The 26,279-nt window shown below is 59.7% G+C and carries 28 protein-coding genes; 20 read left to right on the top strand and 8 right to left on the bottom strand.

Features of this window, described 5'->3' with window-relative positions; all coding sequences use genetic code 11:
• The first annotated feature begins 64 nt into the window (after positions 1-64).
• Entirely contained in the window at positions 65-649 is a 585-nt protein-coding gene (grpE, locus tag KHA73_RS18455) for a nucleotide exchange factor GrpE (protein WP_234585860.1), read from the top strand.
• Between the two features lie 56 nt (positions 650-705).
• Here grpE and ung read toward each other — a convergent pair whose 3' ends face one another.
• Positions 706-1,389: a uracil-DNA glycosylase gene (gene ung / locus KHA73_RS18450; RefSeq protein WP_234585859.1), complete on the bottom strand. Its 684-nt coding sequence runs from the start codon at positions 1,387-1,389 to the stop codon at positions 706-708.
• A 346-nt stretch (positions 1,390-1,735) separates the two neighbouring features.
• Here ung and grcA point away from each other — a divergent pair, with 346 nt between their 5' ends.
• The 3 genes from grcA to KHA73_RS18435 all read left to right on the top strand — a co-directional run bounded on the left by grcA (position 1,736) and on the right by KHA73_RS18435 (position 4,016).
• Positions 1,736-2,119 (top strand): autonomous glycyl radical cofactor GrcA, encoded by a 384-nt coding sequence (gene grcA, locus KHA73_RS18445; protein WP_234585857.1) that lies wholly within the window; start codon positions 1,736-1,738, stop codon positions 2,117-2,119.
• A gap of 186 nt (positions 2,120-2,305) precedes the next feature.
• Positions 2,306-3,268 carry a phospholipase gene (locus KHA73_RS18440; protein WP_234585855.1) on the top strand — a complete coding sequence of 321 codons (963 nt, stop codon included), beginning with the start codon at positions 2,306-2,308 and terminating at the stop codon, positions 3,266-3,268.
• The gene (locus KHA73_RS18435; RefSeq protein ID WP_234585854.1) at positions 3,261-4,016 is read left to right on the top strand and encodes an ankyrin repeat domain-containing protein; all 756 of its coding nucleotides are present in this window, start codon (positions 3,261-3,263) and stop codon (positions 4,014-4,016) included. Before KHA73_RS18440 ends, KHA73_RS18435 begins: the two co-directional genes overlap by 8 nt.
• Before the next feature lie 52 nt (positions 4,017-4,068).
• On the opposite strand, the gene srmB is transcribed toward KHA73_RS18435, so the two are convergent.
• Positions 4,069-5,394 carry an ATP-dependent RNA helicase SrmB gene (gene srmB, locus KHA73_RS18430; RefSeq protein ID WP_061796409.1) on the bottom strand — a complete coding sequence of 442 codons (1,326 nt, stop codon included), beginning with the start codon at positions 5,392-5,394 and terminating at the stop codon, positions 4,069-4,071.
• A 99-nt stretch (positions 5,395-5,493) separates the two neighbouring features.
• On the opposite strand from srmB, the gene trmN reads away from it, so the two are divergent.
• A complete protein-coding gene (gene trmN / locus KHA73_RS18425; RefSeq protein WP_234585852.1) occupies positions 5,494-6,273 on the top strand; it encodes a tRNA(1)(Val) (adenine(37)-N(6))-methyltransferase TrmN in 780 nt (259 codons plus the stop codon).
• 39 nt (positions 6,274-6,312) lie between these two features.
• Here the strand turns inward: trmN and nadB are convergent, their stop codons facing one another.
• Positions 6,313-7,914, bottom strand: a complete 1,602-nt coding sequence (nadB, locus tag KHA73_RS18420) for an L-aspartate oxidase (RefSeq protein ID WP_234585851.1) — start codon at positions 7,912-7,914, stop codon at positions 6,313-6,315.
• Positions 7,915-8,127: 213 nt separating this feature from the next.
• Between nadB and rpoE the strand changes: the two genes are divergently transcribed.
• From rpoE to rseC, 4 genes are read left to right on the top strand one after another with little or no spacing between them, the layout of a single operon-like run.
• Entirely contained in the window at positions 8,128-8,703 is a 576-nt protein-coding gene (rpoE, locus tag KHA73_RS18415; RefSeq protein ID WP_004929136.1) for an RNA polymerase sigma factor RpoE, read from the top strand.
• 30 nt (positions 8,704-8,733) lie between these two features.
• Positions 8,734-9,387, top strand: a complete 654-nt coding sequence (gene rseA, locus KHA73_RS18410; RefSeq protein WP_234585850.1) for an anti-sigma-E factor RseA — start codon at positions 8,734-8,736, stop codon at positions 9,385-9,387.
• Positions 9,387-10,346: a sigma-E factor regulatory protein RseB gene (gene rseB, locus KHA73_RS18405; protein ID WP_234585849.1), complete on the top strand. Its 960-nt coding sequence runs from the start codon at positions 9,387-9,389 to the stop codon at positions 10,344-10,346. Before rseA ends, rseB begins: the two co-directional genes overlap by 1 nt.
• On the top strand, positions 10,343-10,819 hold the full coding sequence (gene rseC / locus KHA73_RS18400; RefSeq protein ID WP_234585848.1) for a SoxR-reducing system protein RseC: 477 nt from the start codon (positions 10,343-10,345) through the stop codon (positions 10,817-10,819). Before rseB ends, rseC begins: the two co-directional genes overlap by 4 nt.
• Here rseC and KHA73_RS18395 read toward each other — a convergent pair.
• Positions 10,816-11,655, bottom strand: coding sequence for a hypothetical protein (locus KHA73_RS18395; RefSeq protein WP_234585847.1), 840 nt, complete (start codon positions 11,653-11,655; stop codon positions 10,816-10,818). The genes rseC and KHA73_RS18395 overlap by 4 nt on opposite strands.
• A gap of 519 nt (positions 11,656-12,174) precedes the next feature.
• Between KHA73_RS18395 and lepA the strand changes: the two genes are divergently transcribed.
• The 7 genes from lepA to acpS all read left to right on the top strand — a co-directional run bounded on the left by lepA (position 12,175) and on the right by acpS (position 18,800).
• The gene (lepA, locus tag KHA73_RS18390; protein WP_234585846.1) at positions 12,175-13,974 is read left to right on the top strand and encodes a translation elongation factor 4; all 1,800 of its coding nucleotides are present in this window, start codon (positions 12,175-12,177) and stop codon (positions 13,972-13,974) included.
• Positions 13,975-14,006: 32 nt separating this feature from the next.
• Positions 14,007-14,984 carry a signal peptidase I gene (gene lepB, locus KHA73_RS18385; protein ID WP_234585845.1) on the top strand — a complete coding sequence of 326 codons (978 nt, stop codon included), beginning with the start codon at positions 14,007-14,009 and terminating at the stop codon, positions 14,982-14,984.
• A 307-nt stretch (positions 14,985-15,291) separates the two neighbouring features.
• Positions 15,292-15,972, top strand: a complete 681-nt coding sequence (gene rnc, locus KHA73_RS18380; RefSeq protein ID WP_004929158.1) for a ribonuclease III — start codon at positions 15,292-15,294, stop codon at positions 15,970-15,972.
• Positions 15,969-16,877, top strand: a complete 909-nt coding sequence (gene era, locus KHA73_RS18375) for a GTPase Era (RefSeq protein ID WP_234585844.1) — start codon at positions 15,969-15,971, stop codon at positions 16,875-16,877. The genes rnc and era overlap by 4 nt, the downstream gene beginning before the upstream one ends.
• Positions 16,878-16,885: 8 nt before the next feature.
• On the top strand, positions 16,886-17,617 hold the full coding sequence (recO, locus tag KHA73_RS18370) for a DNA repair protein RecO (protein ID WP_234585843.1): 732 nt from the start codon (positions 16,886-16,888) through the stop codon (positions 17,615-17,617).
• A gap of 71 nt (positions 17,618-17,688) precedes the next feature.
• Positions 17,689-18,420 carry a pyridoxine 5'-phosphate synthase gene (gene pdxJ / locus KHA73_RS18365; protein ID WP_234585842.1) on the top strand — a complete coding sequence of 244 codons (732 nt, stop codon included), beginning with the start codon at positions 17,689-17,691 and terminating at the stop codon, positions 18,418-18,420.
• Positions 18,420-18,800 (top strand): holo-ACP synthase, encoded by a 381-nt coding sequence (gene acpS / locus KHA73_RS18360; RefSeq protein ID WP_234585841.1) that lies wholly within the window; start codon positions 18,420-18,422, stop codon positions 18,798-18,800. The genes pdxJ and acpS overlap by 1 nt, the downstream gene beginning before the upstream one ends.
• A 48-nt stretch (positions 18,801-18,848) precedes the next feature.
• Here the strand turns inward: acpS and KHA73_RS18355 are convergent, their stop codons facing one another.
• Together KHA73_RS18355 and KHA73_RS18350 are read right to left on the bottom strand one after the other, a co-directional pair.
• On the bottom strand, positions 18,849-19,109 hold the full coding sequence (locus KHA73_RS18355) for a YfhL family 4Fe-4S dicluster ferredoxin (protein WP_234585840.1): 261 nt from the start codon (positions 19,107-19,109) through the stop codon (positions 18,849-18,851).
• Positions 19,110-19,162: 53 nt separating this feature from the next.
• On the bottom strand, positions 19,163-20,011 hold the full coding sequence (locus KHA73_RS18350; protein WP_234585839.1) for a MurR/RpiR family transcriptional regulator: 849 nt from the start codon (positions 20,009-20,011) through the stop codon (positions 19,163-19,165).
• A gap of 167 nt (positions 20,012-20,178) precedes the next feature.
• Between KHA73_RS18350 and murQ the strand changes: the two genes are divergently transcribed.
• The 3 genes from murQ to yfhb are packed head-to-tail and all read left to right on the top strand — an operon-like array spanning position 20,179 to position 23,097.
• Positions 20,179-21,072 carry an N-acetylmuramic acid 6-phosphate etherase gene (murQ, locus tag KHA73_RS18345; protein WP_234585838.1) on the top strand — a complete coding sequence of 298 codons (894 nt, stop codon included), beginning with the start codon at positions 20,179-20,181 and terminating at the stop codon, positions 21,070-21,072.
• 19 nt (positions 21,073-21,091) lie between these two features.
• Entirely contained in the window at positions 21,092-22,456 is a 1,365-nt protein-coding gene (locus tag KHA73_RS18340; RefSeq protein ID WP_234585837.1) for a PTS transporter subunit EIIC, read from the top strand.
• Positions 22,457-22,458: 2 nt separating this feature from the next.
• The gene (gene yfhb / locus KHA73_RS18335; RefSeq protein WP_234585835.1) at positions 22,459-23,097 is read left to right on the top strand and encodes a phosphatidylglycerophosphatase C; all 639 of its coding nucleotides are present in this window, start codon (positions 22,459-22,461) and stop codon (positions 23,095-23,097) included.
• 33 nt (positions 23,098-23,130) lie between these two features.
• Here yfhb and KHA73_RS18330 read toward each other — a convergent pair whose 3' ends face one another.
• Positions 23,131-24,198: a DUF2157 domain-containing protein gene (locus KHA73_RS18330; RefSeq protein WP_234585833.1), complete on the bottom strand. Its 1,068-nt coding sequence runs from the start codon at positions 24,196-24,198 to the stop codon at positions 23,131-23,133.
• A gap of 110 nt (positions 24,199-24,308) precedes the next feature.
• Between KHA73_RS18330 and tadA the strand changes: the two genes are divergently transcribed.
• Entirely contained in the window at positions 24,309-24,815 is a 507-nt protein-coding gene (gene tadA / locus KHA73_RS18325) for a tRNA adenosine(34) deaminase TadA (RefSeq protein WP_234585832.1), read from the top strand.
• Here the strand turns inward: tadA and mltF are convergent, their stop codons facing one another.
• Positions 24,816-26,276 carry a membrane-bound lytic murein transglycosylase MltF gene (gene mltF, locus KHA73_RS18320; protein ID WP_234585831.1) on the bottom strand — a complete coding sequence of 487 codons (1,461 nt, stop codon included), beginning with the start codon at positions 26,274-26,276 and terminating at the stop codon, positions 24,816-24,818.
• Positions 26,277-26,279: the final 3 nt, after the last annotated feature.

The following is a 26,279-nucleotide window of genomic DNA, read 5'->3' as shown; positions in this document are numbered from 1 at the left end:
ACCCCGGTTTTGATCCCCATAATAAGCCAAGTTGCGAGATTAATGCTAAAACGCGGAGATATTCATGAGTAGTAAAGAACAGAAGACGCCAAACGAGCAAGTCTCGGAAGAAATGGAACAGCAGGCCCTGCACGGGGAAGTGCTGCCGGAAGCGGCGGAGGGCGTCGATCTGCGTGATGAGCGCATTGCCGAGCTGGAAGCTCAACTGGCTGAAGCTCAGCAACATGAACGCGATAGCCTGCTGCGCGCCAAGGCGGAGATGGAGAACGTCCGTCGCCGCACCGAACTGGATATCGAGAAAGCGCACAAGTTCGCGCTGGAAAAATTCTCCGGCGATCTGCTGCCGGTGCTCGATAACCTGGAGCGCGCGCTGGAGCTGGCGGATAAGAACAACCCTGAGCTGGCGGCGATGATCGAAGGCATCGAGCTGACGCTGAAGTCGTTGCAGGACGTGGTGCGCAAGTACGGCATCGAGATCGTCGGCGACGTCAACGTGCCGTTCAATCCGGAAGTGCACCAGGCGATGAGCCTGATGGAGTCCGCCGATCACCAGCCGAACCACGTGATGATGGTGATGCAAAAAGGCTATACGCTGAACGGCCGTCTGTTGCGCCCGGCGATGGTCGCGGTTTCCAAAGCCAAGGCCTGATAGCCCCGTCAGCATCATAAAGAAAGGCACCTGAGGGTGCCTTTTTTGCGTCCGGATTATTCCTGCGGCAGCCGTGGCAGCCAATCGATCGGCTTCAGCCCCTGCTGTTCCAGCAGCTGATTGGCCTGGGAGAAATGGCGGCAGCCGAGGAAGCCGCGGTGCGCGGACAGCGGCGAAGGGTGCGGCGCTTTCAGCACGTGATGGCGCTGGCGATCGATAAAGTTGCCTTTCTTCTGCGCATGCGAACCCCACAGCAGGAACACCACCCCTTCGCGATTTTCATTCAGCGCGGCGATCACTTTGTCGGTGAAGGTTTCCCAGCCCAGGTTGGCGTGCGAATGCGCGCGGCCACCTTCAACGGTCAGCACCGTATTGAGCAACAGCACGCCCTGTTCGGCCCAGCTTTGCAGGTAGCCGTGGTTCGGGCGCTCAAAGCCGGGAATATCGGTCGTCAGCTCTTTGTACATGTTCACCAGCGAAGGCGGCGCCGGCACGCCGGGGCGCACCGAGAAAGACAGACCGTGGGCCTGATTGGGGCCGTGATAAGGATCCTGGCCGAGGATCACCACTTTTACGTCCGCCAGTTCGGTGAAACGGAAGGTGTTGAACACATCTTTCTGCGGTGGATAAATGGTCTTACCGGCCTGGCGTTCAGCGGCAACAAAGGCGAGCGTTTCAACAAAATAGGGCTGCTCTTTTTCTTTGCCGATAACGTCATGCCAGGTGAGGGAGGTAGACATAAACGCTCTCCTTTGTTTTCGTTAGCAATTCATCGGGCATAGCTTACCGTTTCGCTCTCCGTAGCGAAACCCGCTTTTCATGTTGTCACCGTTCGCGACCATGCAATTATTTTTGAAATTTTACAAAAATAATTGCTTCAGGCCCGCGGGGGAAAATTGATATAAAACAGAAATTTGCCTTGGCCATCACCATGGTCACCCAGAAAAAATTGACTTTAATCAAAGAATTGACCCGGCCAGGCTGGTATACAGAACAACAAGACAACAATGGTTTTACCAAATGGCCGAAACCAGAATTGGGTTTTTTACGAAGTAGAATTTTTCGCCCTTGTACGGAGGCAACAAAATGATTACCGGTATTCAAATTACCAAAGCGAAGGACCAGGCGCTGGTGAATTCTTTCTGGCTGCTGGATGACGAAAAAGCGGAAGCCCGCTGCGTGTGCGCCAAGGCGAACTACGCGGAAGATCAGGTGGTGCCGGTGAGCGATCTGGGCCAGATCGAATACCGCGAAGTGCCGTTGGAAATGCAACCGACCGTGCGCGTGGAAGGCGGCCAGCACCTGAACGTCAACGTGCTGCGTCGTGAAACGCTGGAAGATGCGGTGAAGCATCCGGAAAAATACCCGCAGCTGACTATTCGCGTTTCCGGCTATGCGGTGCGCTTCAACTCGCTGACGCCAGAACAGCAGCGCGACGTTATCGCCCGTACCTTTACAGAAAGCCTGTAAGCGGCGACGCAGCCAACGGGGGAGCTTCGGCTCCCTTTCTTATTGGCGGCGATCTGGAAATTGAATCCGGATCACATTCCGCGCAAAGATAATTCCCCGCATTACAGAACTCCTCCGACCTGCCGATAGCTACAGCAGCATCCATTTGGTTGCTGAGTAGATCGAGTCTATCGACAAGGAGTCGGCATGAGTATGTCTTTAAGCTTTACCTCTGCGGTATCCCCGGTGGCGATGCCGCCTGCAGCAGCGCGCGCGCAGCCCGAAGCGGCAAGGCCCGCGCCGCCGATTGAAACGCCAGGGGCGCAGGCACCGGCGGCCGCATTTTCACAAAACGGCATGAACGCCCGCAACCTGCTCGATTCGCTGGTCAGCGATATCTCGGCGGCGGCTGCCCCGGCGGCCAGCCCGGGCGTGAGCCGCGGGCAGCAATCGCAACAGGGGGATTATGCGCTGGCGCTGTTGGCCAAGGACGTTTACAGCCTGAATGGCCAGGGCGTAGCCGGATTTACCCGCCTGAGCGACAGTGCGCTGCTTGGCGCCGGTATCGATCCGGCCAGCTTGCACGATGCGGCCTCGGGCTTCCAGGCAGGTATCTACAGCGACGACAATCAGTATGTGCTGGCGTTCGCCGGCACTAACGACTGGCGTGATTGGCTGAGCAACGTGCGCCAGGCTACCGGCTATGACGATGTGCAATACAATCAGGCGGTGGCGGTAGCCAAAACCGCCAAGGCGGCGTTCGGCGGAGCGCTGGCAATCGCCGGCCACTCGCTTGGCGGCGGCCTTGCGGCCACGGCAGCGCTGGCGACCGGTACCGTGGCGGTGACCTTTAATGCGGCCGGCGTGTCTGACTACACGCTGAACCGTCTGGGCATCGATCCCGCTGCCGCCAAGCGGGATGCGGAAGCCGGCGGCATTCGCCGCTACAGCGAGCAATATGACATGCTGACCAGCACGCAGGAATCGACCTCGCTGATCCCGGACGCCATCGGGCACAACATCACGCTGGCCAACGGTGATACCCTGAGCGGCATAGACGACTGGCGGCCGAGCAAGCATCTGGATCGCAGCCTGACGGCGCACGGCATCGATAAAGTGATCGGTTCGATGGCGGAGCAAAAGCCGTGGGAGGCGAAGGCTAATGCCTGAAAGGCGGCGCCTGCGGCAGGGGCTGGCGGCCGCTCTGCTGGCGCCGATCGCGGTCGCCGGTTTGCTGATGATGGCTAAGGAGCAACAGATGAAGCAGGAAACATCGCCGTTCGACGGCCGCAGCAACTGGGCGCTGGCTCAGGCGGTGGCGCGTGGCGACGCGGCGGAAATTGCCGCGCAGGCTACCCAGGCGCGTTTGCATGAGCAGGGCGACCGGCAGTTCACGCTACTGCAGTGGGCGATGCTGTCGCAACAACCGCAGAGCGTGCAGGCGCTGCTTGAGCTGGGGAGCGATGCCGCAGCCCCCGGGTTGGACGGTAACAGTGCGTTGCATACCGCCGCCACGCTGCAGGATGCGCAATACCTGCGTAGCCTGCTGAAACGGGGCGCCGCGCTCAACGCGCGCAATACCGTCACCGGCGCCACGCCATTGGCGGCGGCGGTGCTGGCCGGGCGCGAGGAACAGCTGCGGCTGTTGTTGGCGGCGGGGGCGGACGCCACGCTAAGCGATCGTCTGGGGGATACGCCGCTGCATCTGGCGGCGAAAATCAATGCGCCGCGCCTGGCGTTGATGCTGTTGCAGGCCGGGGCGGACGCCCGCGCGCGCAATCGGCAGGGGATGAATTTTCAGTTTTACTTCTCGCAGACACCGGCGCACCTGCAGAACGAAGAGCTGAGGGCGGGCTACCGCGAACTGGACGGCTGGCTGAAGGGCCAGCGCCTGGCGACGCACTACGCGCAGCAATAAGCCGGCATAAAAAAACCGCCTGCAAAGGCGGTTTCTTCAGTGCAGTCCGGCGTTATTCCGCGCCGTTGCCTTCCGGCTTGGCCTTGGCCTGCCGACGCTTGCCGACGTTTTTGGCGTCGCGGTGGCGTACTTTCACCTTGGCCTTTTCTTTGTTTTTCACCTTGTCTTCCGCGCGCTTGGCCAGCACCTTCTTCGAAGGTTTACCGTTGCTCTTCTCGCTCGGCACCTTGGTTTTCGGCCGCAGTTCGTCGATCACCCGCGGTTTCAGCGGTTCGTTCAGGTAACGGCCCACCTTGCCCAGCAGCAGGTGGTCGTGCGCTTCCACCAGCGAGATGGCGGTGCCTTTGCGGCCGGCGCGGCCGGTGCGGCCAATGCGGTGCAGATAGGTGTCTGCGGTGCGCGGCATGTCGAAGTTGAACACGTGGGTGATATCGAGGATATCCAGGCCACGGGCGGCAACGTCGGTAGCCACCAGTACGTTAACCCGGCCGTCCATCATGCGTTTTACCGCTTCGTTGCGCTTGGCCTGCACCATTTCGCCTTCGAGGTAGCAGGTGTTGATGCCCGCTTCGCGCAGCCAGGTGGCCAGCTCGTGCACGCGCTCGCGTTTGCGCACGAAGATCACCGATTTCTGCACGTCCGGTTGCTTCAGCAGGTGTACCAGCAGGGCGGTTTTATGCTGCACGTCGTCGGCGCGGTAGTACCACTGCAGGATTTTCTTGCGTTCGCGGCGCGACGGATCGGCTTCCACTTCCACCGGCTCTTTCAGGATGCGTTCGGCGAATTCGCGGATCGCCTCGCCTTCCAGCGTGGCGGAGAACAGCAGCGTCTGGTTGCGCCAGCGGGTCTCGGCGGAGATGGTTTCGATGTCCTGCGCAAAGCCCATGTCGAGCATGCGGTCGGCTTCGTCGAGGATCAGGGTTTCCACCGCGCGGCAGTCGAAGTTCTCTTCTTTAATGTACTGCAGCAGGCGGCCGGTGGTGGCGACCACCACGTCCTGGTTTTCGCTGAACACTTCCGCGTGGTTCATATAGGCCACGCCGCCGGTGATGGTGGCGATATCCAGTGAGGTATGAGCAGCCAATTCACGCGCCTGATCGGCCACCTGCATCGCCAGCTCACGCGTCGGGGTAAGGATCAGAACGCGCGGTGGGCCGGACTTCTTACGTGGGAAATCCAGCAGATGCTGCAAAACGGGCAGCAAGAATGCGGCGGTTTTGCCGGTGCCGGTCGGAGCCGAACCTAATACGTCGCGCCCGTCCATCGCCGGCGGGATAGCTTCGGCCTGAATGGCGGTAGGGCGATCGTAGCCTTTATCGCGCAGCGCGAGGATCAGGCGTTCATCGAGTTCGAGTTCGGAAAAATTGGTTGCTGTCATGGTCTACCTCTACTTGGGGCGCCGATTATAGACGGGTTGGCCGCGATCTTCACCTATTTAAGCGGAAAGCATCTCTTTTCCCATAAATCAGATTGCCTTATGCTACGCCAGTTTTATAGCCAGGTGGTCACAGTGAGCAATCAATCGAAAGCAAATTTCACCCCGCGCCGCGGCGGTTTTACCTTTAAGCAATTTTTTGTTGCTCACGATCGCTGTGCGATGAAAGTGGGCACCGACGGCGTGCTGCTTGGCGCCTGGGCGCCGCTGGCGCAGGCGCGGCGGGTGCTGGATATCGGCAGCGGCAGCGGGCTGATCGCACTGATGCTGGCGCAGCGTTCGGCCGATGAGGTGACCATCGACGCAGTGGAGCTGGACGAAGCCGCCGCCGCCCAAGCGCGCGAAAATGTGGCGGGATCTCCGTGGCCGCACCGCATCAGGGTACATGCGCAGGATATCCATCACTACGCTGAACGGCACGCCGCTCAGTATGATCTGATAGTCAGCAATCCGCCGTATTTCGAACCGGCGGTGGCCTGCCGCGACCAGGCGCGCCATAACGCGCGCTATACCGAAACCCTGACCCACGACGCCCTGCTGGCGTGCGCCGCGCAGCTGATTAGCGAACAGGGTTGTTTTTGCGTGATATTGCCCCACGGCATCGGCGGCGCCTTCGAAAGCCAGGCGCACCAGCAAGGCTGGCGCACCGCCGCCAGGCTGAACGTCAGCGATCGCGCCGACACCCCGCTGCACCGGGTATTGCTGGCGTTGACGCGCCAACCGGCGCAGCTGCAGGAGCAGCGATTGGCGATCAAACAGGCCGATGGCAGCTATACCGAAGGTTTCCGCCGGCTGATTACCGAGTTCTATCTGTTTCACTGAGATAAAAAGGGCGCCTTGCCGGCGCCCGCGATGCATTTATCAGGGTTGCAGGATAGTGGGCAGCGCCTCCGGCAGCAGATCCGGGTAGTCCAGCGTATAATGCAACCCGCGGCTCTCCTTGCGCGCCATGGCGCTGCGCACGATCAGTTCGGCCACCTGCACCAGGTTGCGCAGCTCCAGCAGGTTGTTGGAGATGCGGAAATTGGCGTAATACTCGTCTATCTCCGCCTGCAGGGTATTGATGCGCCGCAGCGCGCGCTCGAGCCGCTTGGTGGTGCGCACAATGCCGACGTAGTCCCACATGAACAGCCGCAGCTCGTGCCAGTTGTGCTGGATCACCACCCGTTCATCCGCATCGTCTACCCGGCTTTCATCCCACTGCGGCAACCGTTTGGCCAACTGGATAAACGGCAGGCGCTTCATAATATCTTCCGCCGCCGACCAGCCGTAGACCAGGCACTCCAGCAGCGAGTTCGACGCCATGCGGTTGGCGCCGTGCAGGCCGGTGTAGCTGACTTCGCCGATGGCGTACAGCCCGTCGAGATCGGTGCGGCCGTGCTGATCGACCATCACGCCGCCGCAGGTGTAGTGCGCAGCCGGAACGATGGGGATCGGCTGCCTGGTCAGATCGAAGCCCAGCGTCAGCAGCTTTTCGTGGATCATCGGGAAGTGCTGAGTGATGAATTCGGCCGGTTTATGGCTGATGTCCAGGTACATACAGTCGGCGCCGAGGCGTTTCATTTCATGGTCGATGGCGCGGGCGACGATATCGCGCGGGGCCAGCTCGCCGCGCGGGTCGAAGTCCGGCATAAAACGGCTGCCGTCCGGGCGTTTCAGCCAGGCGCCTTCGCCGCGCAGCGCTTCGGTCAGCAGAAAGTTGCGCGCCTGCGGGTGGAACAGGCAGGTCGGGTGGAACTGGTTGAACTCGAGGTTGGCCACCCGGCAACCGGCGCGCCAGGCCATGGCGATGCCATCGCCGGAAGAGATGTCCGGGTTGGTGGTGTATTGATACACCTTGGCCGCGCCGCCGGTGGCCAGCACCACCGTTTTGGCGCGGTAGGTTTCCACCCGCTCCAGCTCGCGGTTCCAAACGTAGGCGCCCACTACTCTGCGGGTGCCCGGCAGGCCGACCTTGTTCGAGGTGATCAAATCGACCGCGTTGCGGCGCTCCATGACGCAAATATTGGGGTGAGCGCTTGCTTTCCCCACCAGCGTAGTCTCTACTTCCTTACCGGTAGCGTCGGCGGCGTGCAGAATGCGGCGATGGCTATGGCCGCCTTCACGCGTCAGGTGATAATGTTCTTCACCCTGGGCATTGATCTCGGTATCGAACAACACCCCCTGATCGATAAGCCACTGCACGCAATGGCGCGCATTGCCGGCGATAAACTCGACGGCGTCTTTGTCACACAGGCCGGCTCCGGCAATCAAAGTGTCATCAACGTGTGAGGCAATGCTGTCCGTCTCGTCAAACACCGCGGCGATCCCGCCTTGGGCATAAAATGTAGCGCCTTCGTTGAGCGGCCCCTTGCTGAGTACGGTAACCTTGCAGTGCTGCGCCAAACGTAGGGCCAGTGACAGGCCGGCGGCACCGCTGCCGACAATCAGTACATCGCTAACATGTTCAGATGATGGTTGCATAACGTATGATGTGTGCAGAAGAAGAGTGAAAATCATGTTAGCCTACTTGTCCGGGCAAAAGCCACGGATGGGACACATCGATAGAAAAAACAATGGCGATATGGAACTTCATGTTCTATATGAACTCCAAGCGAGTGCTTGCTCAGGAAAACAATGTATGGCTGGCAGTACAATTTTACGCGTGGAGACGGATTTGGGGAGAATTTACCTCGGATGAGCGAGCAGTTAACGGATCAAGTTCTGGTAGAGCGGGTCCAAAAGGGCGATCAGAAATCGTTTAACTTACTGGTAGTGCGTTACCAGCATAAGGTTGCGAGCCTCGTTTCCCGCTATGTGCCGCAGGGCGACGTGCCTGATGTGGTGCAGGAGTCGTTTATCAAAGCCTATCGCGCACTGGAATCATTCCGTGGGGATAGCGCTTTCTATACCTGGTTGTATCGAATCGCCGTGAATACGGCAAAGAATTATCTGGTTGCTCAGGGGCGCCGTCCGCCATCCAGTGATGTGGATGCCAATGATGCGGAAAATTACGAAAGTGCGGGCGCATTGAAAGAAATTTCGAACCCTGAGAACTTAATGTTGTCAGAAGAGCTGAGACAGATAGTTTTCCGTACCATTGAGTCTCTCCCCGAGGATCTTCGCATGGCGATTACCCTGCGGGAGTTGGATGGTCTAAGCTACGAAGAGATAGCTGCCATCATGGATTGCCCGGTCGGAACCGTACGTTCGCGTATTTTCCGCGCCCGGGAGGCTATCGATAATAAAGTTCAACCGCTGATCCAGCGTTAGCAATGGCGGGCACAGGAAGGGTACTTAGTCATGCAGAAAGAAAAGCTTTCCGCTCTGATGGATGGGGAATCGTTCGATAGCGAGCTGATGAGTTCGCTGTCACAAGATCGAACGCTTCAACAAAGCTGGCAGAGCTATCACCTGATACGTGACACGCTACGGGGTGATATCGGACAAGTCATGCATTTCGATATCGCAGATCGTGTTGCCGCTGCACTTGAGAAAGAACCTGCACGCCTGGTTCCTTCCGCAGTTCAGGAGTCTCAGCCGCAACCTCACACCTGGCAGAAAATGCCGTTCTGGGACAAAGTGCGTCCTTGGGCGAGCCAGATTACGCAGATTGGCATGGCGGCCTGTGTTTCGTTGGCGGTGATCGTCGGCGTGCAGCACTACAACCAGCCGGCCGTGCAGCAGGGTGCAGCTGAATCGCCGGCGTTCAATACGCTGCCGATCATGGGCCCGGTGTCGCCGGTTAGCCTGGGTGTGCCGGCCGACAGCTTCTCCACCGGCAGCGGCCAACAGCAGCAGGTGCAGGAACAGCGCAAACGCATAAACGCGATGCTGCAAGACTATGAGCTGCAACGTCGTTTGCATTCAGATCAGCTGCAGCTTGAACACGGCAATCCGCAACAGGCTGCGATTCAGGTTCCCGGAACTCAGTCTTTAGGAATGCAACAGCAGTAATGAAGCAAATTTGGTTCTCCGTCTGTCTATTGACGGGCAGCCTGCTCTACTCAAATATCGCCCCGGCGCAGCAAACTGCGTCCGGGGCGTTATTGCAACAAATGAGCAGCGCCAGCCGTTCCCTCAACTATGAACTCGCCTATATCAGCATCAGCAAGCAGGGTATCGAGTCGTTGCGCTATCGCCATGCGGTGATAGACAAACAGCCACTTGGCCAGCTGTTGCATATGGATGGCCCGCGCCGCGAAGTGCTGCAGCGCGGCGACGGGATCAGTTATTTCGAACCCGGTCTCGAGCCGTTCACGCTGACCGGCGATCATATCGTCGATGCGCTGCCGGCGATCGTTTACGCCGATTTTGATCGCCTGGCCAAATATTACGACTTCATTTCCGTCGGCAGTACCCGCATCTCCGATCGCCCCTGTGAGGTGATCCGGGTCGTGGCGCGCGACGGCTCGCGTTACAGCTATATCGTCTGGATGGACGAAGACACCAAGCTGCCGCTGCGGGTGGATTTGCTCGATCGCGACGGCGAAACCCTGGAGCAGTATCGGGTGATTTCGTTTGTGGTCGGGGCGGATGTGCAGAACGTGATGCAGGGGTTGATCAAAGCGAATCTGCCGCCATTGCTGTCGCTTCCGGCGATAGAAAATGTCAAACTGGGCTGGAGCACCGGCTGGTTACCCGCCGGGGTGGACGAAGTGGCGCGCAATCGCCGCAAACTGCCTAACGTCTCCGTGCCGGTCGAAACGCGGCTTTACAGCGACGGCTTGTTCAGCTTCTCGGTCAACGTCAGCCCCGCGGGCAGCGGCGCCGGGCAGCAGTACTATCGCCAGGGGCGGCGCACCATTCAAACCGAGGTGCGCAACGGCAATGAGATCACCATCGTTGGCGAACTGCCGCCGGGAACGGCCAAGCGCATCGCCGACAGCATTTCCTTCAAGGTGTCACCCCAATGATGAAAGAGTGGGCCACGGTCGTTTCGTGGCAACAGGGCGTAGCTTTGCTGCGCTGTGAACCTAAGGCCGGCTGCGGCAGTTGTACTGCGCGCTCCGGCTGTGGCGCGCGCGCCTTGAACGAGCTGGTGCCGGAAACCGAGCATCAGCTGCAGGTACGCATTGAACAGCCGCTTGAGCCTGGGCAACGTGTTGAGGTCGGCATCGCCGAAGGCAGCCTGCTGCGTTCCGCCATGCTGGTTTACCTGACGCCGCTGCTGGGAATGATACTCGGTGGCAGCTTGCTGCAATACTGGCTGGGCACCGACGCCTCGGCGGCGCTCGGCGCTCTGCTTGGCGGCGGCGCGGCCTTTATGCTGGCGCGCAGCCTGGCGCACCGTTTGGGTGAACAGGCCGACTACCAACCTATCGTGTTGCAGATTGGTTTACCGCCGGGCGCGATGCGCGTGCAGGCGGAAAACTCCCCTCTGATTTAAAGCTGCTGCCGCGTCATCGCCGGGTTGTGATAGGCGGGGATGCGGTTGTAGATCATATGCTCCAGCAGCGCCACAAACAGGTCGGCGTTCAGCAGCGAATAATAGTCGATGGTAAACAGTGCGTTGCCCTGGCCGTCCAGCAGCCGGATGGCGCCGTGCTGCGGAGGCTTCTCCAGCGTCCGGATTTGCTCAATGGGAATGGCGCCCCATGGCGTGCTCAGCAGGGTGGCGCTCAGGCGCAGCGTCTCCGTCATTGCGCCTTGCCGTTGGCCCAGCAGCAGACGCCACAGCCAGCGTGCGCCGCAGCCAAGGCAGTTGAACGACACTACCTCCCCCCGATACAGCGCATTGAGCGCCAGCGGCCCGCGTTGCCGGACTTGCTGGTCGATGAGGGTATCGGCCAGCCGCCAGGAGTGCGCCACGTTGCTGAATACGGTGCACCAGGGCTGATCCGCGCCGGTGCGGAAGGCCGTTACGTCAAGCAGCCCGCCGAACCAGCGGCCGCTGCGGAAGCGGTAGATATCGTCAATCTTTTCGAAGGGGATAAACCGCTCTTTATGGCTGCGGTCATTGAACACGCGCACCCCGTGCTCATATAAACGGTAGGTCTGCGCCGGCCGCAAATAATGGCGCAGCGCCAGCAGGGTACAGCCGAGTAAAATGGTGGCCGCGCCGGTTTGCAGCAAGGTCAGTACCGCATTCTCGTCCATGTTGCTCAGCAGCGGCAGCATCAGCAATGCCGCGCCGGCGGTTAGCAGCAGCGCTGCCGCTGCCAAAATACCCCAGTTGACCTTGGAAAAATCGTGCCGGCTCAGCATTTGCCCTTTATCGATCATTATGCACCTTCCAATCAACGTCGAGAGATATGCTGGTGAACTCCGGCGGGCTGCCGATAGTAGTGCCCTATATCATGTTTTTTCGCGGAGTTCTCCCCCGTTTTAGCCGAGGGGCGGTGGCGGCGTATATGGGTTTTTTCCTAAAGCCCGGCGCGAAAAATAAAACCATAACATATTGATATGGATATTATTTTTAAATGTTTTAGGAAGGGGTTTATTGCGTTGTCGGGCATTATGTATTAGCGGTTTGCTTTTCGCCGTATTCGCCGCCGTCGTTAACGCTTTCGGCTTCGTCCGGCTTTGTTAACATCTTCTTTCATAACCTCGGGCGCCCTGTAACGGTAAAGTGCGCATAATAGAGTGCCTTCGCTGCACCGATCGCTAGGTTTTCAGTGTTACGGCATGTAGAATGCAGCGATTCAGGTGCAAGACGGCCGAACCCATTCACTGTCGCTTTAGGTCCATGCGGGTTTCTATAGGCGAGTAATTCAGAAATACCAAGGCAGAAAAACTTTTATAATGAAGCATATACGAAATTTCTCCATTATTGCCCACATTGACCACGGTAAGTCGACGCTGTCCGACCGTATTATCCAAATCTGCGGCGGCTTGACCGAACGTGAAATGGCCGCGCAGGTGCTCGATTCTATGGATCTGGAGCGCGAGCGCGGCATCACCATCAAGGCGCAAAGCGTGACGCTGGATTACAAGGCGCCGGACGGCCAAACCTACCAGCTCAACTTTATCGATACCCCGGGCCACGTGGACTTCTCCTACGAAGTTTCCCGCTCGCTGGCGGCCTGCGAGGGCGCGCTGCTGGTGGTGGATGCCGGGCAGGGCGTAGAAGCCCAGACGCTGGCCAACTGTTACACCGCGCTGGACATGGATCTGGAAGTGGTGCCGGTGTTGAACAAGATTGACCTGCCGGCCGCCGATCCCGATCGCGCTGCGCAGGAAATTGAAGACATCGTCGGCATCGACGCCACCGATGCGGTGCGCTGCTCGGCCAAAACCGGCGTAGGCGTGCCTGAGGTGCTCGAGCGCCTGGTGCGCGACATCCCGCCGCCGGAAGGCGATCCGGAAGCGCCGCTGCAGGCGTTGATCATCGACTCCTGGTTCGATAACTACCTGGGCGTGGTCTCCCTGGTGCGCGTCAAGAACGGTACGCTGCGCAAGGGCGACAAGATCAAGGTGATGAGCACCGGCCAAACCTATAACGCCGATCGTCTGGGCATCTTCACGCCTAAGCGCGTCGACCGCGACGTGCTGAACTGCGGCGAGGTAGGCTGGCTGGTTTGTGCGATTAAGGACATTCTCGGCGCCCCGGTGGGCGATACCCTGACGCTGGCGCGCCAGCCGGCGGATAAAGCGCTGCCGGGCTTCAAAAAAGTGAAGCCGCAGGTGTATGCGGGCCTGTTCCCAATCAGCTCCGACGATTACGAAGCCTTCCGCGATGCGCTCGGCAAGCTGAGCCTCAACGACGCCTCCCTGTTCTATGAGCCGGAGAGTTCGACCGCTCTGGGCTTCGGCTTCCGCTGCGGCTTCCTCGGCCTGCTGCACATGGAAATCATTCAGGAGCGTCTGGAGCGTGAATACGATCTGGAGCTGATCACTACTGCACCGACGGTGGTGTATGAAGTGGAAACCACCAGTAAAGAGACCATCTACGTCGACAGCCCGTCCAAGCTGCCGCCGTTGAACAACATTCAGGAACTGCGCGAGCCGATCGCCGAGTGCCATATGCTGATGCCGCAGGAATTCCTGGGCAACGTCATCACCCTGTGTATCGAAAAACGCGGCGTGCAGACCAACATGGTTTACCACGGCAACCAGGTGGCGCTGACCTACGAAATTCCGATGGCGGAAGTGGTGCTCGACTTCTTCGACCGTCTGAAGTCCACCTCACGCGGTTACGCGTCGCTGGATTACAACTTCAAACGCTTCCAGACTTCTGACATGGTGCGCGTCGACGTGCTGATCAACAACGAGCGCGTGGATGCGCTGGCACTGATCACTCACCGCGACAACTCGCAGTACCGTGGCCGTGAGCTGGTGGAGAAGATGAAAGAGCTGATCCCGCGTCAGCAGTTCGATATCGCGATCCAGGCGGCGATCGGCACGCACATCATTGCGCGCTCCACCGTGAAGCAGCTGCGTAAGAACGTATTGGCTAAATGCTACGGCGGCGACGTCAGCCGTAAGAAAAAGCTGCTGCAGAAACAGAAAGACGGTAAGAAACGCATGAAGCAGGTCGGCAACGTCGAACTGCCGCAAGAGGCGTTCCTGGCCATTCTGCACGTCGGTAAAGACGGCAAGTAAGAGCGATAAGCTCGCGTAACGAGGGAGTTTGCATGGCGAATATGTTTGCCCTGATCCTGGCACTGGCAACGCTGATAACCGGGATCATCTGGTGCTTCGAGCGCTTCAAGTGGGCGCCGGCCCGCCGCGAGAAAATTGCGGCGGTCAATGCACAGACTGCGGGCGCTGTAGACGATAAAACGCTGGCCAAGGTGGCGAAGCAGCCGGGCTGGGTGGAAACCGGCGCGTCGGTTTTCCCGGTATTGCTGTTGGTCTTTGTGGTGCGTTCGTTTATTTACGAACCCTTCCAGATCCCGTCCGGCTCAATGATGCCCACGCTGCTGATTGGCGATTTTATTCTGGTGGAGAAATATGCCTATGGCATTAAGGATCCTATTACCCAGACCACGCTAATTGAAACCGGGCATCCGAAACGCGGCGATATTGCGGTATTTAAATACCCATTGGATCCGAAGCTGGATTATATCAAGCGCGTAATCGGCCTGCCGGGCGACCGCGTGAGCTACGATCCGGTGAATAAGCGCGTGACCGTTCAGCCGTCTTGCGATAGCGGCCAGCCTTGCGATAAAGCGCTGGCGGTGACGTATAACGACGCGCAGCCGAGCGATTTCGTACAGCTGTTCAGCCGCAGCGGCATGGGCGAGGCCAGCAATGGTTTCTACTCGATCCCGCTGAGCGACAACGTGCCGCAGGGCGGCATTCGCCTGCGCGAACGCCAGGAAACGCTGGGCAACGTGACGCACCATATCCTGACCGTGCCGGGCACGCAGGATCAGGTGGGCGCTTACTACCAACAGCCGGGCAAACAGCTGGCGGAGTGGGTGGTGCCGGCCGGCCATTACTTCATGATGGGCGACAACCGCGACAACAGCGCCGACAGCCGTTATTGGGGCTTTGTTCCGGAGAAAAACCTGGTGGGTAAAGCCACGGCCATCTGGATGAGTTTTGAAAAGCAGGAAGGCGAATGGCCTACCGGCGTAAGATTCAGCCGGATCGGTGGAATTCATTAATAGCGTCTTCATACCCAATAGTTTTCATGCTGCGGCAAGGCGGCAACCGAGTGAATCTTCGGGAGCCTGGATAACCAGGCGACCGGGGTGAAAAAGGGAAGCCAACGCCGCCGCAACCTGAAAGATGAAGGGTATATAAACGCAGCATTATGTTTCCACTCGTTGTAGAATACCTTCTCGAGCGATAAAAAGTTGGCTCCCTGTTGGGAGCCACTGCAAACGAAACAGCTTTGGATTGGCTTTCGGCGAAGCAGGCCTGTTCCGTATGCTGCAAGTTTTTGACGCATTCTTGATCTATTGGTAACTCATGAACCCCATCGTAATAAACAGGCTGCAGCGGAAGCTGGGCTACACTTTTCAACAGCAGGAGCTCTTACTGCAGGCATTGACTCACCGCAGCGCCAGCAGTAAACACAATGAACGTCTTGAGTTTCTGGGTGACTCTATTCTTAGTTTTGTCATCGCCAATGCGCTCTATCATCGTTTTCCTCGCGTAGACGAGGGCGATATGAGCCGCATGCGCGCCACATTGGTGCGCGGCAACACGCTGGCGGAGATGGCGCGCGAGTTTGACCTGGGTGAATGCCTGCGTCTTGGGCCGGGCGAGTTGAAAAGTGGTGGATTCCGCCGCGAGTCAATCCTGGCGGATACGGTGGAGGCATTGATTGGCGGCGTGTTCCTGGATAGCGATATTCAAACCGTCGAACGCCTGATTTTGGACTGGTATCGCAGCCGGTTGGACGAAATCAGCCCCGGTGATAAGCAGAAAGACCCGAAAACCCGCTTGCAGGAGTTTTTACAAGGTCGTCATCTGCCGTTGCCTTCTTATCTGGTGGTGCAGGTTCGCGGTGAAGCGCACGATCAGGAGTTTACCATCCACTGTCAGGTGAGTGGTTTGAGCGAGCCCGTGGTGGGCACCGGCTCAAGCCGCCGTAAAGCCGAGCAGGCGGCAGCGGAACAAGCGCTGAAAAAGCTGGAGCTTGAATGAGCGAAGAAAAACAACACTGTGGTTTTATTGCGATAGTCGGCCGTCCCAACGTGGGCAAATCCACGTTGCTGAATCAGCTGCTGGGGCAGAAAGTCTCCATCACCTCGCGTAAACCGCAGACTACCCGCCACCGCATCATGGGCATCGACACCCAGGGGGCCTATCAGGCCATCTACGTCGATACCCCGGGCCTGCATATCGAAGAAAAACGCGCCATCAACCGGTTGATGAACCGCGCGGCCAGCAGCTCGATCGGTGACGTCGAGCTGGTGATCTTCGTGGTTGAAGGCACCAACTGGACCGCCGACGACGAAATGGTGGTCAACAAGTTGCGCAGCCTGAAGTGCCCGGTATTGCTGGCGATCAACAAGGTCGACAACGTTACCGACAAATCCAAGCTGTTGCCGCATATCGCGTTCCTCAGCCAACAGATGAACTTCCTCGACGTGGTGCCGATCTCCGCCGAGAAAGGGATGAACGTCGACACTATCGCGGGCATCGTGCACAAGCTGCTGCCGGAAGCGGAGCACCACTTCCCGGAAGACTACATCACCGATCGCTCACAACGCTTTATGGCGTCGGAAATCATCCGCGAGAAGCTGATGCGTTTCCTGGGCGAAGAACTGCCGTACTCGGTAACGGTGGAGATCGAGCAGTTCGTGCCGAACGATCGCGGCGGTTACGACGTGCATGGCCTGATCCTGGTCGAGCGTGAAGGCCAGAAGAAAATGGTCATCGGCAACAAGGGATCGAAGATTAAAACCATCGGCATTGAAGCCCGCCAGGATATGGAACAGATGTTTGACGCGAAAGTGCATCTGGAACTGTGGGTGAAAGTGAAATCCGGCTGGGCGGACGACGAACGTGCGCTGCGTAGCCTGGGTTATGTCGACGATCTGAAGTAAACGCTCCGATGGATGGCTGGGAGCGCGCCTTCGTCCTGCACGGGCGACCGTACAGTGAAACCAGCCTGATGCTGGATCTGTTTACCGAAGGCCATGGGCGGGTGCGTTTGCTGGCTAAAGGCGCGCGCAGCCGCCGTTCCAATCTAAAGGGCTGCCTGCAGCCCTTTACCCCTCTGCTGGTGCGCTGGGGCGGCCGTGGCGAAGTGAAAACGCTGCGTAACGCCGAAGCGGTCTCCCTCGGTTTACCCCTCAGCGGCATGATGCTCTACAGCGGCCTGTATGTGAACGAGCTGTTGGCGCGGGTGCTGGAACAAGAAACCAACTATTCGGTGCTGTTCTTCGACTATCTGCAATGCCTGCAGGCGCTGGCGGCGGAAGACAGTTCGCCGGAGCATGCGCTGCGTCAGTTTGAGTTGGCCCTGCTCAACCACCTTGGCTACGGCCTGGATTTTCTGCACTGTGCGGGCAGCGGCCAGCCGGTAGATGACGGCATGACCTACCGCTACCGTGAGGAAAAGGGCTTTATCGCCAGCTTGGTGGTGGATCACTACAGCTTTACCGGCCGCGAATTGCGCGCGCTGGCGGAACGCCAGTTCCCTGATACCGATACGCTGCGCGCCGCCAAACGCTTCACCCGCATGGCGTTGAAACCCTATCTCGGCGGCAAACCGCTGAAGAGCCGCGAGCTGTTTCGTCAGTTTGTGCGCAAACAGCCCAATACGCCGGTCGACGACGCCTGACCTTTTCCCCTTTTGCCGCTTTGCGCCCGCGTGTAAACTGCTGACACTGAAAATCGTTTTTAGAGGTTGTGATGGCTGATTTGCTGCTGGGCGTCAATATCGATCATATCGCCACGTTACGTAACGCGCGCGGAACCCAATATCCGGATCCGGTTCAGGCGGCATTCATTGCCGAGCAGGCGGGGGCCGATGGCATTACCGTGCACTTGCGCGAGGATCGCCGTCATATCACCGATCGCGACGTGCGCATCCTGCGCCAGACCATCCAGACGCGAATGAATCTGGAGATGGCGGTAACCGACGAAATGCTGGATATCGCCATCGAGCTGAAACCACATTTTTGCTGCCTGGTGCCGGAAAAGCGTGAAGAAGTGACCACCGAGGGCGGTCTGGACGTCGCCGGCCAACTGGACAAAATGAGCGTGGCGGTTGAGCGCCTGGCGCAGGCGGGCATTTTGGTGTCGCTGTTTATCGATCCGGATCATCGGCAGATTGACGCGGCGGTGGCGGTTGGCGCGCCCTATATCGAAATCCATACCGGCGCCTACGCCGAGGCCGAAGGCGAGCTGGCGGTGAAAGCCGAACTGCATCGCATCGCGGCGGCCGCTGCTTATGCGGCGCAAAAAGGCCTGAAGGTCAACGCCGGCCACGGTTTGACTTACCACAACGTGCAGCCGATCGCCGCACTGCCGGAAATGCACGAGCTGAATATCGGCCACGCAATTATCGGCCAGGCGGTGATGAGCGGTCTGCCGGCGGCGGTCAGCGACATGAAGCTGTTGATGCGGGAAGCGCGCCGTTAATGGCGGTGCTTGGCCTGGGTACCGACATCGTCGAGATGGCGCGTATCGAAGCGGTGGTGGAGCGCAGTGGCGATCGTCTGGCGCGCCGGGTGCTGAGCGCCGCTGAATGGGAACTGTATCGGCAGCATCAGCAGCCGATACGTTTTCTCGCCAAGCGTTTCGCGGTCAAGGAAGCGGCCGCCAAGGCGTTTGGCACCGGCATTCGCAACGGTCTGGCGTTCAACCAGTTCGAGGTGTTCAACGACGGCTTGGGCAAGCCGAATATCCGCCTGCACGATCGCGCCGCCGAGCTGGCGCAGGAGATGGGGGTGACGGCGATCCACGTTTCATTGGCCGATGAGCGCCGCTACGCCTGTGCGACGGTGATTATCGAAAGCTGAAAAAGCCAAGGGCGCCTCAGGGCGCCCTTATTGATCCTGCCGCAGCCGTTACAGCCGATCGGCGTGGTGCAATACCACAAACTTATCCCACAGCTGTTCGCTGGTTTCGCTATGAAGCGGATCGATGATAATGGTGTTGTCTATCGGGCAAACCTGCTGGCAGGTCGGCGTATCATAGTGGCCGACGCATTCGGTGCAGCGATCGGTATCAATCTGGTAAATCTCGTCACCCATCGAAATCGCCTGGTTCGGGCATTCCGGCTCGCACATGTCGCAGTTGATGCATTTGCGTGTGATTAGCAGGGCCATGGCGTATCTCTCATTATTAACAGGGGTATTTTCGCAGGCGCCGATTATACCCTTTAAACCAGTTTTTTCATCAACTGTTCGCTGTGTTTGATGCGGTCGCGCGCGTGATCGAGATCGTGCTGGATCAGCGCCATAAACAGCAGGTCGGTGAGGGCGAACTGGGCGGTGCTGGAAGAAATGGCCGCGCTGCGGGTATTCGGCTCTTCGGCGATGGTATACAGGCAGTGGTCGGCGCGCTGCTGCAGGCCGTTGGGCGAGAAGCTGGTCAGAGCCAGCACCTTGGCGCCGGCCAGGCGGGCTTCTTCCGCCGCCAGATTGATTTCACGTCTTTCGCCGCTGAACGAGATGGCCAACAGCAGATCGCGCTTATCCAGCGCCTGCACCGCCGCCAGCTGAACATGCATATCCGGCTCCGCCACCGCCATCACGCCGATTTTCAGCAGCTTATAGGAGAAGTCCTTGGCCACCAGGCCGGAGGCGCCGATGCCAACCAGCACCACCCGGCGCGCCTGGCGCAGCATATCCAGCGCCTGGTGCAGCCGATCTTCGCTGTTGATGTCCAGCGTGGCGCGCAAAGCCGCCTGCTTTTCCACCAGCAGTTTCTCACCGACGGTTTTCAACGCATCGCTGCTGAGGATGTGGTTATGTACGGTGACGGCGGGCTCGGCCTGCGGCTGCGCCAGCGTTTCGCTCAGCGCCAGCTTCAAGGCCGGGAAGCCTTTGTAGCCCATTTTCTGGGCAAACTTCACTACGCTCGACTGGCTGATACCGGCCAGCTGCGCCAGTTTTTGCGAGCTGAGATGGCGCGCCTGCTCGGCGTTATGCAACAGGAAATCCGCCAGTTTGCGGTCATTTTGAGCCAGTGTCGGGTACATCTGGCGAATACGCAGAAGGGTACTCATTGATCTTTCCCTGGAAACCAGCGGTCATTCTGCCACGCCGGTGGAGAAAACGCGCAGTGAAAATTTTTGTGAGCTCGCCTTTAAAGTAGCAAATAGTGCTCGCTTTGTTGAATAAAATATTCAGATAATGATTTCATGTTGTGAATTAAAAATTCAAAGGTGAGAAAATGAACTTAGGCGCACTGGTATCTGAAACCCGCAATCCGGCCACGATGGAATTAGACCAAATGTCGACGCTGGAGATGGTCCGCTGCTTTAACCAGGAAGACCGCAAGGTGCCGGAAGCGATAGAAAAGGTGCTGCCGGAAATCGCCCAGGCTATCGACCTTGCCGCCGCGGCATTGAAGGCCGGCGGGCGTTTGATCTATCTGGGTGCCGGCACCAGCGGGCGCCTCGGCGTGCTGGATGCGTCTGAATGCCCGCCGACCTTCGGCGTGCCGCATGGCGTAGTGGTGGGGCTGATCGCCGGTGGCCCGGGTGCGCTGCTGAAAGCGGTCGAAGGCGCCGAGGATGACGCCGCGCTGGGCGCCGCCGATCTGCAGGCGCTGAACCTGACCGCCACCGATATGGTGGTGGGGCTGGCGGCTTCGGGCCGCACGCCTTACGTGATCGGCGCGCTGCGTTACGCCCGCCAATTGGGGTGCCCAACGGCGGCAATCTCCTGCAACCCCGATTCGCCGATCGCCCATGAGGCGCAGGTGGCGATCTCTCCGGTGGTTGGCCCTGAGGCCCTGACCGGCTCGACGCGCCTGAAGTCCGGCACCGCGCAGAAGCTGGTGTTGAACATGCTGTCGACCGGGGCGATGGTTAAGCTCGGCAAGGTTTACCAGAACCTGATGGTGGACGTGAAGGCCACCAACGTGAAGCTGGTGGACCGCGCCTGCCGCATCGTGGTGGAGGCCACCGGCGCGCAGCGCAGCCAGGCCGAGGCGGCGCTGGCCCAGACCGATTTTGAGGTCAAACCGGCGATCCTGATGATCCTGGCCGGCGTCAGCGCCGAAGAAGCCGCGCAGCGGCTGCAGCGGCATAACGGCTATTTGCGTGCGGCGTTAACGCGTTAATCCACTTTTGGAGCGGGCGATGGATAAGACAACGGCACTGGCGACACAAATTTTAGCGGGCGTGGGCGGCGAGGGGAACATCCTCAAACTGGAAAACTGCATGACGCGGGTGCGCGTCGAGGTCAGCGACGAGCAGCGTCTCGACCTGGCGGCGCTCAAACAGCTGCCCGGCGTGAAGGGTTATATCAAACAGGGCGAACAGCATCAGTTTATCGTCGGCCCGGGCGCCGCCGCCAAAGTGGTGGACGCCATGCGGGAGTTGTTCAACGGCGCCGCACCGGCCGTTGCCGTGGGTGACATCGCCGGCACCAAGGCGCAGGCCAAGCAGAAATACGCCGCGCCGATGAGCGGCGCGCTGAAAAAACTGGCCGACATTTTTATTCCGCTGATCCCGGCGTTTATAGCCTCGGGGCTGATCACCGGTATCATCAACCTGCTGAAACGGCCGGACATCGCCGGCGATCTGGCGCTGAACTACCCCAACCTGCTGGGGCTGCTGGCGATTTTCGGCAGCGCGGTGTTCGCCATCATGAATATTCTGGTCGGGGTCAACGCCGCGCGGGTGTTCGGCGGCTCCCAGGCGATGGGCGGGGTGATGGCCGGCATTCTCTCCAGCCCGGCGCTGGCGCAGATCAGCCTGTTTGGCGAGGCGCTGCAACCGGGGCGCGGCGGGGTGATTGCGGTGCTGCTGGTGGTGGCGCTGATGTGCTGGGTGGAGAAACGCCTGCGCAAGCTGCTGCCGGAATCGATTGAACTGATACTCAACCCGTTGCTGACCACGCTGGTGACCGCCTCGCTGGCGATCCTGATCCTGCAGCCGCTGGGTGGCTATATCTCCGACGCCATCGCCCACGGCGCCAATTTGGCGATCGACAAGGGCGGCTTGCTGGTGGGGGCGGTGCTGTCCGGGCTGTTCCTGCCGCTGGTGCTGTCGGGGTTGCATCAGGGGCTGGTGCCGATCCACGTGGAGTTGGTGCAGGCGCACGGTTCCAACCCGCTGTTGCCGATCCTGGCGATGGCCGGTGTCGGCCAGGTGGGCGCCGCGCTGGCGGTGCTGATGAAAACCCGCAACGCGCGGCTGAAAAAGGTGATCAAGGGCGCGCTGCCGGTCGGCATTCTCGGCATCGGCGAGCCGTTGATCTTCGGGGTGACGCTGCCGCTGGGCAAGCCCTTTATCGGCGCCTGCCTCGGCGGTGCGGTGGGCGGTGCGTTGATCAGCTACTGGAAGGTGGCGACGGTCATTACCTTCGGCATCTCGGGTTTGCCTTTGGCGTTAACCATTGTCTCAGGTAAGGTGATGTTGTATCTGGCGGGGATGCTGATTACCATCATCGCCGGATTTATATTCACCTGGATAATGGGATTCAACGATCCTGAGGAGTAGTTTTGAGCGACAAGCCGAGCCGCCGCGTGGTGTTCTTTGATCTGGACGGCACGCTGCATCAGGAGGACATGTTTGGCAGCTTCTTGCGTTTCTTGCTGCGCCATCTGCCGTTGAACCTGCTGCTGGTGGCGCCGGTGCTGCCGGTGGTGGGTCTGGGATTGCTGTTGATGGGGCGCGCGGCGCGCTGGCCGATGAGCCTATTGCTGTGGGCGATGACCTTCGGCCGGTCGGAGGCGCGGCTCAGGGCGCTTGAAGCGCGGTTCGTCGACTATTTTCGCCAAAAGGTGACGGCGTTCCCGGTGGTGCAAATGCGCCTGCGGCAGTACCTCGATACGCATGATGCGCAGGTGTGGCTGATCACCGGTTCGCCGGAGCGGCTGGTTGAGCAGGTCTATCAGGATTCGGCGTTTTTGCCGCGGGTGCGGCTGGTCGGCAGCCGCATTGCGCGCCGCTACGGCGGTTGGGTGCTGACGATGCGTTGCCTGGGCGAACAAAAGGTGACGCAGCTGGAGCAGCGTCTGGGCACGCCGCTGCAACTGTACAGCGGCTACAGCGACAGCAAGCAGGATAACCCGCTGCTGTTCTTCTGCGAGCATCGCTGGCGGGTCAGCAAGCAGGGTGAGCTGCAGCAGTTGGAATAAAAACAGCGGCGGACTATCCGCCCTTCGTTGTCTTTAGCGGCCTTCGCTCCGGTCATCGGTAACGTCGTGCGGCCCGCGCCCCAGCTGCCATATCTTTTCGGCGTAATGCCCCAACGCCCACAGGCTCAGGCCGAGCAGCACGAAGAAAATCGCCTTCGGCATGCTGTCCCAGAAGAATTCGAACAGCCGGGTATAAAGGTTGATGGCGAGGAAGGTCAGGCCGAATCCGCGCAGCATGGCGTCGTCGCGCTTCAACCCCAGCCAGATGGCGGCTGCGGCGACGATGCCGAACAGCAGGCTCCAGTGGAACAGCTCGATTTGCCGCACCTGGTACCAGCCGTCGAGATCGCCGTAGTTGCCGAAGATCGACAACAGCCACAGGGCGATAAACAGATACAGCAGCCCCATCGCCAGCGAAACCCTGTCCAGCCCGCGCCGGGCCAATACCGGTTGCAGCAGCAGCGCGGCGGCGATCAGGACCACGCCGAAGGCGATAAAGCGGATCGGGTAGCTCATGCCGAGCCAGTAGGCGCCCCAGCCGGACAGATAGCCGGTTTCCGCGCCGAAGGCGTTGCCGAGCGACAGCAATGCAAACCACCATACCAGCCCGGACTTGCCGAACCAGCCGATCAGGCCGTACAGCAGCGCAGCGAAGACCAACAGTACGGAAACCCGGCCGCTGCCGTTATCCAGCCATACGCCCATTTGCCACAGGGCGCAGGCGGTGAGCAGCACCGCGATAAACAGCGCCGCCTCATTGCCGTAGCGTTTCTCAGGGTGCCGGCGGCGGCGGCGCAGCGCCCAGGCGTAGGCCAGCGCCGCCAGCACGCCGGCAATCACCATGCGCGCCGGCGCATCGAAGCGGAACAGCTCGCTTAACCAGGCTAACAGGCCGCTGTCGGCGAACAGGCTGGTGATGGCGATGACCAGCGAAGCCAGCGCGGCCAGAAACGCATAGCGCGCCAGCCGCCGCCAGTCGAAAGGCTGGATTTCCACGTGCTGCAACAGCTGCTGTTGCTGTTGCGGCGTCAGCGCGCCTTCCCCGACCCAACCGTTCAGCGCTTTGCGCACCACCGCAGCGTTCTTTTTACTCAGCTTCATGTTCCCTTTCCCTGAATCACACCGGTTTGCGCCAGTATAGTCGAGTGGCTGCGACAAAAGAGGACTAGTGTGTATAATGCCCGCCGCAAAAGCGCACGAGGAACTATGCGATGACTGAATATAATGATGAATACTGGATGCGTCAGGCATTGCGGCTGGCCCTGCGCGCGCAGGAAGAAGGGGAAGTGCCGGTGGGTGCGCTGCTGGTGTTGGATAATCAGGTGATAGGCGAAGGCTGGAATCGGCCGATCGGCCGCCACGATCCGACCGCCCATGCGGAAATCATGGCGTTGCGCCAGGGCGGGGCGGTGCTGCAAAATTACCGGCTGTTGAACGCCACGCTGTACGTCACGCTGGAGCCCTGCGTCATGTGCGCCGGCGCGATGGTGCACAGCCGCATCCGCCGCCTGGTGTACGGCGCGGCCGACGAGAAAACCGGCGCGGCCGGATCGCTGGTGGACATCCTGCGCCATCCGGGCATGAATCATCAGGTGGAGATCGCGTCGGGCGTGCTGGCGGAAGAGTGCGCCGCAACGCTGAGCAACTTTTTCCGCCTGCGCCGCGAGCAAAAAAAGGCGCTTAGGCTGGCGCAGCGCGCAGAGAATAAACCAGAATAATCAGTAATTAAGCGCCAGTTCCGGCATCACCGCCGGATAGCCTTTCCCCAACGCCTCACGCTCGGCCTCTTCCTGCGCCGCTTTCCTTTGTTTTTCCTGCAGATAGCCGACCAGACTGACCTGATAGCGGCGGATGTTTTCCACATAGTTATAGGCTTCGCGTCCGCGCGCGTAGCCGTAGGTCAGCTGCGGGTAGTAGCGTTTCTGGCTGAGCATCGGCAGGCGCTGTTTGACGTCCACCCAGCTGTCCGGATTGCCTTTTTGCATTTTGGTCAGCCTGCGGGCGTCCAGCATATGCCCCCAGCCCATGTTGTAAGCCGCCAGCGAGAACCAGATGCGTTCGTCTTCCGGCACGCTGTCCGGCACCTTGGCCATTAAGCGCTGCAGGTAGAGTGCGCCGCCCTGAATGCTCTCTTCCGGATCGAGACGATCGTTGACGCCCAGGCCGTCGGCGGTGGCGCGGGTCAGCATCATCAGGCCGCGCACCCCGGTGGGGGAGGTGGCCTGCGGATTCCAGTGCGACTCCTGATAAGCGATGGCCGCCAGCAGCTTCCAGTCGATCTCGCTGGCGTATTTTTCAAACAGCGGGCGGAAGTTGGGCAGCACCGCATCGATGGCCGACAGGAAGGTTTTGGTATCCACGTAGTCGAAGCTGCCGACGTGGCCGAGGTATTTCTCTTCCAGCCGGGCCAGGGTGCCGTCGTCCACCATCTGGCTATAGAAGTCCAGCATCGCCGCATACAGGCTGTCGTCGTTGCCGCGTCTCAGGTACCAGGTCACCGGTTCTTCATCGGTCACGTCGAACGCCACCGCCAGCTGCGGGTGGATGCGCTGCAGCAGGGCGATGGTCACCGAGTCGCCCAGGGTGTAGTCCAGCTTGCCGTCGGCAACCTGTTCCAGCAGCTCCTTCGAGGTGAGATCGCTGGAGGCTTCCCAACCGAGATCCGGGAACTTATCCTGCTTGAGCTGTTTCAGCGTGCTGACGTGCGCAGAGCCGGAGGCCACCGCCAGCTTGCCTTTAATATCGGCAAAGCTTTTTGGCCGCGGGGTGCCCAGGCGATACACCAGCTGCTGGGAAACCGAGTAATAGGCCGGGCCGGTGCGCGCGCGGCTGAGGCGATCCTGATTGTAGATCAGGCCCGCCGCCAGCAGATCGGCGGCGTCATCGTCCAGATCGTCAAACAGATCGTTAATGTTCTTATGAGGGATCACCACCAGTTTCACCCCCAGGTAGTTGGCGAAGCGTTTCGCCAGCTCATAGTCGAGCCCACCGGGCCCCTGTTTGGTGGTGAAATAGGTGAGCGGCGAATTCAGGGTGCTGATCCGCAGTTCGCCGCGGGATTTTATCTCTTCGAGCTGCCCACCCTGGCCGCTGCGCCAGGCAATGTTGGGCCACAGGGCGAGCGCCAGAAGCAGGGTGACAACACCGATTAGAATGTAATTTATTTTAAGGCGTTTCAAATA

The organism is Serratia entomophila (assembly GCF_021462285.1).
GTDB classification, from domain to species: Bacteria; Pseudomonadota; Gammaproteobacteria; order Enterobacterales; family Enterobacteriaceae; genus Serratia; species Serratia entomophila.
The sequence above is the reverse complement of the archived record's forward strand: the minus strand, read 5'-3'. Positions and strand labels throughout refer to the sequence as shown.